9 protein-coding genes are annotated in these 7,750 nt (G+C 71.4%); 2 read left to right on the forward strand and 7 right to left on the reverse strand.

Features of this window, described 5'->3' with window-relative positions; genetic code table 11:
* Together QH283_RS25795 and QH283_RS25800 are read right to left on the reverse strand one after the other, a co-directional pair.
* Positions 1-928 (reverse strand): ABC transporter ATP-binding protein (locus tag QH283_RS25795; protein WP_280505531.1); only part of this gene is annotated, 928 nt, incomplete at its 3' end.
* A gap of 136 nt (positions 929-1,064) precedes the next feature.
* Positions 1,065-1,580 carry an EXLDI protein gene (locus tag QH283_RS25800; protein ID WP_280505532.1) on the reverse strand — a complete coding sequence of 172 codons (516 nt, stop codon included), beginning with the start codon at positions 1,578-1,580 and terminating at the stop codon, positions 1,065-1,067.
* A 69-nt stretch (positions 1,581-1,649) separates the two neighbouring features.
* On the opposite strand from QH283_RS25800, the gene QH283_RS25805 reads away from it, so the two are divergent.
* The gene (locus QH283_RS25805) at positions 1,650-2,036 is read left to right on the forward strand and encodes a cupin domain-containing protein (RefSeq protein ID WP_280505533.1); all 387 of its coding nucleotides are present in this window, start codon (positions 1,650-1,652) and stop codon (positions 2,034-2,036) included.
* Positions 2,037-2,173: 137 nt separating this feature from the next.
* Here QH283_RS25805 and QH283_RS25810 read toward each other — a convergent pair whose 3' ends face one another.
* The 5 genes from QH283_RS25810 to QH283_RS25830 form a co-directional block, all read right to left on the reverse strand.
* A complete protein-coding gene (locus QH283_RS25810; RefSeq protein WP_280505534.1) occupies positions 2,174-2,641 on the reverse strand; it encodes a peptidoglycan-binding domain-containing protein in 468 nt (155 codons plus the stop codon).
* Between the two features lie 117 nt (positions 2,642-2,758).
* Complete coding sequence (locus tag QH283_RS25815) at positions 2,759-3,859, reverse strand: BTAD domain-containing putative transcriptional regulator (RefSeq protein WP_280505535.1); 1,101 nt, start codon at positions 3,857-3,859, stop codon at positions 2,759-2,761.
* Positions 3,793-5,403 carry a serine/threonine-protein kinase gene (locus QH283_RS25820; protein WP_280505536.1) on the reverse strand — a complete coding sequence of 537 codons (1,611 nt, stop codon included), beginning with the start codon at positions 5,401-5,403 and terminating at the stop codon, positions 3,793-3,795. Before QH283_RS25820 ends, QH283_RS25815 begins: the two co-directional genes overlap by 67 nt.
* A 209-nt stretch (positions 5,404-5,612) precedes the next feature.
* Entirely contained in the window at positions 5,613-5,957 is a 345-nt protein-coding gene (locus tag QH283_RS25825; protein WP_280505537.1) for a hypothetical protein, read from the reverse strand.
* Positions 5,958-6,101: 144 nt separating this feature from the next.
* Positions 6,102-6,509 carry an SdpI family protein gene (locus QH283_RS25830; protein WP_280505538.1) on the reverse strand — a complete coding sequence of 136 codons (408 nt, stop codon included), beginning with the start codon at positions 6,507-6,509 and terminating at the stop codon, positions 6,102-6,104.
* Between the two features lie 114 nt (positions 6,510-6,623).
* Here QH283_RS25830 and QH283_RS25835 point away from each other — a divergent pair.
* Positions 6,624-7,750, forward strand: a 1,127-nt coding sequence (locus QH283_RS25835; RefSeq protein ID WP_280505539.1) for a class I tRNA ligase family protein, incomplete at its 3' end; no start/stop codon positions are given.

The following is a 7,750-nucleotide window of genomic DNA, read 5'->3' on the forward strand; positions in this document are numbered from 1 at the left end:
CTGCGGCCTTTCTCTTTGGGGGCGGGGGGGGGGGGGGGGGGGGGGGGGTGCCCTCCAGGCCCGCGCGGTCGAGTTGGTCGTGCACGGCGCGCAGCGCGCGCACCCCGCCGTCGCCTGGCACGGCCAGCGCGGGACGGTCGCCCTCGTCGACGACGCGGGAGCCGGGCAGGCCGGCGGCCGCGGCGTGCAGATCGGATCGGTCGGCGAATTCCAGGCGGATGTGGTGGCCGGGGACCAGGCGCTTGAGCTCCTCGGCGGTGCCCTCGGCGACGATGCGCCCGCCGTCGAGCACCGCGATGCGGTCGGCCAGCTGGTCGGCCTCCTCGAGGTACTGGGTGGTGAGGAAGACGGTGACGCCGGTGTCGGCGACCAGTTCGGCGATGGTCTGCCACACCGCTCGCCTGCTACGCGGGTCGAGGCCGGTGGTCGGCTCGTCCAGGAACAGCACGCGGGGGCCGCCGACCAGGGTCATCGCCAAGTCCAGTCGCCGGGTCATGCCGCCGGAGTAGCCGCCTGCGACCCGGTCGGCCGCCGCGGCGAGATCGAAGCGCGCAAGCAACTCGTCGACCAGGCGGGTGGCCCGCGTCTTCGGCAGGTGCAGCAGGTCGGCCACCAGCCGCAGGTTCTCCCGGCCGGTGAGCAGTCCGTCGACGGCGGCGAACTGACCGGTCACGCCGATGAGCTCGCGGACCCGGTCGGCGGCCGAGGCCACGTCGTGCCCGCAGATCGTGATCTCGCCCGCGTCGGCCCGGCGCAGCGTGGTCAGGATCTGCACGGTGGTGGTCTTGCCCGCGCCGTTGGGACCCAGCAGCGCGAAGATCTCGCCCCGGCCCACGGTCAGGTCGATGCCGTCGAGCACGCGGCGCTCCCCGTAGCTCTTGCGCAGGCCGCGCACCGTGATGGCGGACCCGGTCGTGGTGTCGCTCATCGACTCACCCTTCGTTCACATCGCTGTTTCAGATTGTCGGATACGAATAAATGCATGTTTCAGCCACACGCCGCCCCGAGGGGCGCGGCGCTCGTCGCGGGATATGCGGTTGTGCGCGAACCGGATTCGCGCGACGTCAGATGTCCAGGTCCTCGATCTTCGGATTGAGGGCGAGGTCGGCGATGCGTTCGTAGAACCGTTGCGGCAGCTCGTCCTTCAGCTCCGCCACCGAATCCACGATCGCCAAGTCGAACTCGCCCCAGTCGGGATCGCCGACGCCGAGGGCCCGCCGCCAGGTGCGCCAGTCCTTCAGGCTCGATTTCTCCGTCGGGTAGTCGACCCAGCGGGAGACCTGGGAATGCTTGACGAATTTGCCCTTCCGGCTGCGGTAGACCCGGACCAGCTCGAACTTCTCCTCGCCGATGTCGCGCCATTCGCCCAGCAGCGCGCCCGAGAACCGGACCTGCCGCACACCGTGGTGCCCGACACCGAGGATCACCTCCTCGAAGCCCTCGAGCCGCCCCTCCTCCAGATCGATGAAGCGGCGCAGAGCCGCCACCACGGCGCCGGAGAGATTGCCACCGACGAGCTCCTGCGCCCGCTTGAACAGCGGCAGGTCGTCGTCGGCGACGTAGATCGTCTTGTTGGGCATGCCATGACTATACGTATATGTATACGTACACGCAAGAGGTGGCGACGCGCGGAGTGGTTACATGGAACGGTGATCCCCGGCTACGAACGCGCACTGCGCCCCAACCCCGCGCCCGCCTCGGGGACGGCCAGCCGGATCCTGCTGCGCCTCACCCTTGGCTCCCGTGACCTGATCGTGCGCCACACCGTCATCGAGCCGGGCGGCACCAGCGGCTGGCACTATCACGACGGACCGCTGATCGTGCTGGTCGCGCGGGGCACGCTCGACCACCCGTACGCCGACGGCGCGCCGGTGCGCTACCGCCGCCGGCAGATCTTCCGGGAACCGAGCGGGCCGGGGAACCGTCACGTGGCGCGGAATCTCGGCGCCGAGCCGGTCACCCTGATCGCGCTCTATCTGTTGCCGAAGGGAAGTCCGCTCTCGCGCGGCGCGCCCGGCCCCGGCGACGGCCACTGACCGAGCCGAGCGGAATTCGCGCGCGGCGGGCACCCGTCCGCACGGCCGTTCCACGCCGGAACCGGACGTCCCGCGTGCCTGTCGTCAGGTCGCTGTGAACGCCCGGTTCCGATCCGGCCCGCGCTCGCGGGATGGCGTCAGAAGGACATTCGGAGCGCGTTCCAGGTTCCCCGGCCGACGATGCCGTCGACCGCGAGCCCGACCGCGCTCTGGTAGCTCTTCACCACCGCTTCGGTCGCGGGCCCGAACTTGCCGTCGAGGTCCGTTCCCCGGAAGCCGAGCCGGAACAGGGCGTCCTGCAGGACGTAGACGCAGCCGCCCGTCGAGCCACGGGACAGCGTCGTGTTCGAGCACGCCGCCAGGCTCGCGTCGTCGGCCGAGCGCGCGGGCCCGCCGTCCGCCTGCCGCCCGCCCGTTCCGGCGGGGCCCGCGTCGCGGATCGGCTGGGCGGCGGGCGCCGCGGCGGCGAGCCGCGGACCCGCCTCGTCGGCGGAGTGGGCGTTGGCGAGGGCGTTCGAACCGCAGGCGAGGCCCGCCGCGATCCCCGCGACCACGAGGACGCGGACCAGGCTCGCGATCGGACCGCGGGTGGACTTCTTGGTCATGGCAAACTCCGATTCCGTTGTGCTGGAAGGTATCCGGGATTCCCCGGACGGGATGCCATCAAGTCTGTGCCGACCCGCCAACGTCGCGGTAACGTCGCGTCAACGCCGAGGGTGCGGTCAGGCGCCTGGGTCGGCGGGGCGCACCCGCACGATCACCGAACCCAGACGGAGGACGTCCCCGGGGGCGAGTGGCGTCGGCGCATCGATGCGGCGGTCGTTCACGTAGACCCCGTTGGCCGAGTCGAGATCGTGGATGAGCGCGAGGTCGCCGTCGAGGTCGACGCGGGCATGGCGCCTGCTGACCTTCGGATCGGTCAGGCGCAGGATGTTGCCCGTGGCCCGGCCGATGGTGATCCCGGACCCGGTGACCACGACGGTCCGGCCGTCGGCGGTCGCCAGCGCGATGCCCGACGACGATTCCCGCAGCGTCGGCCGCTCCTCCTCCCAGCGCGCTGCCCCCTCGGCGAACAGCCGTTCCTGCCGCAGCACCTTCTCCTGGATCGCGCGCAGTTTCCGCGGCGGGTCCATGCCCGTGTCGCGGAAGCAGGCCATGACGACCCGGCAGGCGTCGGCCGCGGCCGCCGGCTGCCCATCGGCGTCGAGCGCGGTGATGTAGCGGACCCACTCTTCGGTCCCGGTGGGCCTCGCCTCGGCGATGGCCCGGAGCTCACCGAGAACCTGCCGCGCGCGGCCACATTCGATCTCCATGTCCAGCCGGTCGTACAGCGTCCTTCGCCGCTCCTCGGCCATGCGGATGCGCTGACCGTCGACGAACCCGGACGGCCTCAGTCCGTCGAGCGGTTCATCGGACCATTCCGCCAGTGCCCGCTCGTACAGCTCCGAGGCCTTCTCGTAGTCGAACCGGCGCCGGGCGCTGTCGGCCTCGGCGCGCAGATCGGTGAACCGGTGATAGTCGCAGTAAGCCCGCCCGATGTTCAGCTGGTAGATGCGCTGGGATTCCGAATGGAGCAGCACGGCGTCGTCGACCCCGGCCGCACGGAGGAGGGCGCGGATCCGCGAGAGCTTGTTGTGCAGGCTCTTGCTCCGGTTGACCGGCGGCTCGTCCCACACCCGTTCGATCAACTGGTCCGCCGACAACGGACCGCGCGCGAGCGCGAGGACAGCGAGCACCGCCTGCGTCAACGCACCGTTCAACTCCAGGCGGCGGCCGCCGACCAGCAGGCGAACCGGACCGAGCAGCCGCACGTCGACGGGCATCGGCCCGGCGGCTCCCGCGCCGCCGGCGGCGATCGGGTCGGTCCCCCCCGGCTCCGGCATCGTCCCGCGAAACCTCCGTCCGCTTCCCGATGGACCGGCCACCGCAGCACCGTGGCACGGGTGCGTGGCCCGTAGATTCCGTCGGCCTCGGCCCCCGCCTCCCGTTGGAGCCGCTGGATCGCGGCCCTGGTGGCGCTGTCGTAGACCCCCGAGATGTCGAGGGGGATGTCGTGACACAGCGCGACCGCGCGCTGCACGGCCGAGACGGCGGCGGTGCGGTCCCCCAGATTCAGGATGCAGTTCGGCTCGTCCCGCGCTTCGGCGCCGGTGGGCAGCTCCACGAAGGTCCGGTCGCCGTCGGGGTGGCGCACGGTCCAGTGGCACCGTTCGGTGAGGAATGCGGTGGCCGTGGCGGCGGCCGCGGACGTGGGCTCGGGTTCCGCTCCACCGGCCAAGCGGCCGACGACGAGAGCGACGGCGACGGCCAGCACTGTGGACGCGACGAGCGTCCTCACCCCGTGGCCGCGCGCGCTCATCCGGGAACGGTGGACGGCCGCATCGCCGGAGGTGCCTGCGCGATCGTCCGAGCCTTCCTCCGGCGGCCCGGGTTCGGCGTGCCTGTTCGGCGGTCCGGTGCGAGTGCTCGGCTCCGTCCGGTCGTCCACGGTCGGGTCGACCGCCTCGTCCGACAGCGCGGCGAGAGCGGCTCTCGCCAGATCTCCGCAGGTCTGATAGCGGTCGGCGGGATCCTTGGCCATGGCCTTGGCGATCACGGCGTCGAAAGCTTTCGGTAGTTCCGGGCGGACGCGGGAGGGGACCGGTGCGGGTTCGCGCAGGTGGGCGTCGATGAGCGCTTGGCGCGGGCGATTCGGATAGGGAAGGGAACCGGTGAGCAGCCGGTACAGCGTGGCCCCGAGCGAATAGATGTCGGAGCGGCGGTCGGGCTGAGAGTCCACGAACTGCTCGGGAGCCGCGTATTCCAGCGTGAGTTCGCGTGTGTCGTCGCGGTGTGCGGCCTCGCTCGCGCTGACGACGGTGATCTCCTCGTCGAGGATGTGGGCTATCCCGAAGTCCGCGACCAGCACCCGTTCCTCGCCCTCGACGGTGGAAACCAGCAGGTTGGATGGTTTGACATCGCGGTGCACGATCTTCTTCTCGTGCGCGTGGTCGAGCCCGGCGGCGGCATCACGGATGAAGCGGACCGCGCGACGCGGGTCGAGTCTGCCGCCGGCCCGGCGAAGCACTTCACCGACATCGGGACCGTCGATGTAGTCCATTTCGATCAGTGGCACACCGTCGGCGGAGACCTTGAAATCGGTGACTCGGGCGATGTTGGGCGACGACAGCCGGGAGAGCAGATCGGCTTCCTCGGAGAACTTGCGCAGCACCCGTTTGTCGAAGGGCGCGCCGCGAAGGACTTTCAGAGCTACCGCCCGGTTGGGCAGGCGCGGATGGGCGGCCTGGTAGACCGCTCCCATGCCGCCTTCGCCGAGCTTCCGAACGATTCGGTAGCCCTCGAACTCCGCACCGTCGCGCAGAACCACGTTCGCCCCCGCCTCCGGCCGCCACCGACCCGCAACCGGTGGCTCCGGCCGCCGTCGGGACGCCAGATGTCCTCCATGCCAGCACTTTTCGTACCGAATTGGATTCGGAGAATATCAGGGCCGACGCGCGACCGGGAGCCCCCGATGATCACGTTGCAGATCGGGCGCGCCGCCTCCCCCACCCGAGCCGGTCCAACCCCCGGCGTGACTCAGGAGCCGCCGCCGCAACCCCCGCCACCACACCCCCCGCTACCAGACCCCCCGCCACCGCAGCCGCCGCCACCGGGCCCGTCGTCGGCGGAACCGTGCGAGCCGTCGGAACCGTGCGAGCCGCCTGCGCCGAAGAGCCAGAGGCCGCCGCCCGCCGCTGAGCCCGCGGCCCTTCGCGGGCGCTGCCTGCCGCGGTGCCGACGTGCCGTGCCTGCGCGCTGGATCAGGCCGAGGACGAGGAAGGGCAGGCCGATGGCCGCGATGACCAGCCCGGCGACCGGATGCACCCCGATGCCGAGCAACAGGGCGAAGGCGAACACGACCGCCGCGAGCGCCAAGAGCATGACGAACCTCCCCCGAGCCGGGCCACCGAACCGATGGCCTGCCCCGAGGGTACCGGTCGCTCGCTGAGCGACACCTGTGAATTTCCGGTCTCTACCAGCCGGAACGAACCGCGGCGCCGGGATCGCGCCGAACCGGGAAGGGAGTCAGTGCGCCGGGCCGCAGACCTCGCGCAGCGAGCACGCCCCGCAGGACTGCCCGCAGGAGCCGGTCTGCTCGACCGGGACCAGGCGGGCCACCTCGCGATCGGCCGCCTGCGCGCCCGCGCCGAGGGTGAACACCGCGATCACCGCGGCGACCAGCGCCACCAGCAGGGCGACGGGCTCACCCGCGGCGAAGACGATCAGGCCGCCTGCGAACAGCAGCGCGCCCGCGCCCACCGAGGTGGGGGCGGCGACGCGGTTGGCGATGCGGAAGGTCTCTTCGGTGGCGAGCGCCGCCTCGGTGTGCACTCCGACGAAGCGGTTGCGCGGCAGCTTGCCGAGGAAGCCGAGCACGCCGGTCCCGATGGCCACGAGGGCCAGCAGGAACAAGATCAGGGCTACGGCGAACACCAGTGCAGGTTATCGCAGTGGCCGCACGGCCCGACGTCCGGTCTCCTCAGGCGCACGTTCTACCCTGTTAGCCGACTCTGTCCAGTAAGACGGCGCACAGGAGAAGGCGGGATCGTGCAGGACACGCGTGCAACCGAAAGCGATGTACCCGAGCATCGGTACAACGCGGCGCTCGCGGGGCGCTTGGAGCGCCGATGGCAGGAGCGCTGGCGGGAGCGCGGAACGTTCCAGGCGCCGAACCCGACCGGCCCGCTGGCCGGTGAGACCCCGGCCGACAAGCTGTTCGTCCAGGACATGTTCCCCTACCCGTCCGGTGTCGGCCTGCACGTCGGCCACCCGCTCGGCTACATCGCCACCGACGTCTTCGCCCGCTACCACCGCATGCGCGGCCGCAACGTGCTGCACGCGCTCGGCTACGACGCCTTCGGCCTGCCCGCCGAGCAGTTCGCGGTGCAGACCGGCGCGCATCCGCGCGACACCACCGAGTCCAACATCGCGAACATGCAGCGCCAGCTGGACCGCCTCGGTCTCGGCCACGACCGCCGCCGCAGCTTCGCGACCACCGACCCGGAGTACTACCGCTGGACGCAGTGGATCTTCCTGCAGATCTACAACGCCTGGTACGACCTGGAGGCCGACAAGGCCCGCCCGATCGCCGAGCTGGAGGAACAGTTCGCCTCCGGCGCGCGTCCCGCCCCCGGCGGCGCGGACTGGGCGAGCCTGACCCCGGCCGAGCGGGCCGCGATCATCGACTCCTACCGGCTGGTCTATCAGACCGATTCGGTGGTCAACTGGTGCCCCGGCCTCGGCACGGTGCTGTCCAACGAGGAGGTCACCGCCGACGGCCGCTCCGAGCGCGGCAACTTCCCGGTGTTCCGCAAGCGGCTGTGGCAGTGGATGATGCGCATCACCGCCTACGCCGACCGGCTGGTCGACGATCTGGACCTGCTGGACTGGCCGGAGAACGTCAAGTCCATGCAGCGCAACTGGATCGGGCGTTCGCGCGGCGCGCAGGTGAAGTTCGCCTCCCCGGCGGGCCCGATCGAGGTGTTCACCACCCGCCCGGACACCCTGTTCGGCGCCACCTACGTGGTGCTGGCCCCCGAACACGACCTGGTCGACGAGCTGGTCGCCGCCGAGTGGCCCGCGGGCGTCGACCCGCGCTGGACCGCGGGCGCGGGCCCCCCCCCCCCCCCGGGGGGCGCGGACCCCCACTGCCTCGCGGCCCCAACCCCACAGGG

Source organism: Nocardia farcinica, from assembly GCF_029867845.1.
In the GTDB taxonomy this organism is placed as follows: Bacteria; Actinomycetota; Actinomycetes; order Mycobacteriales; family Mycobacteriaceae; genus Nocardia; species Nocardia farcinica_A.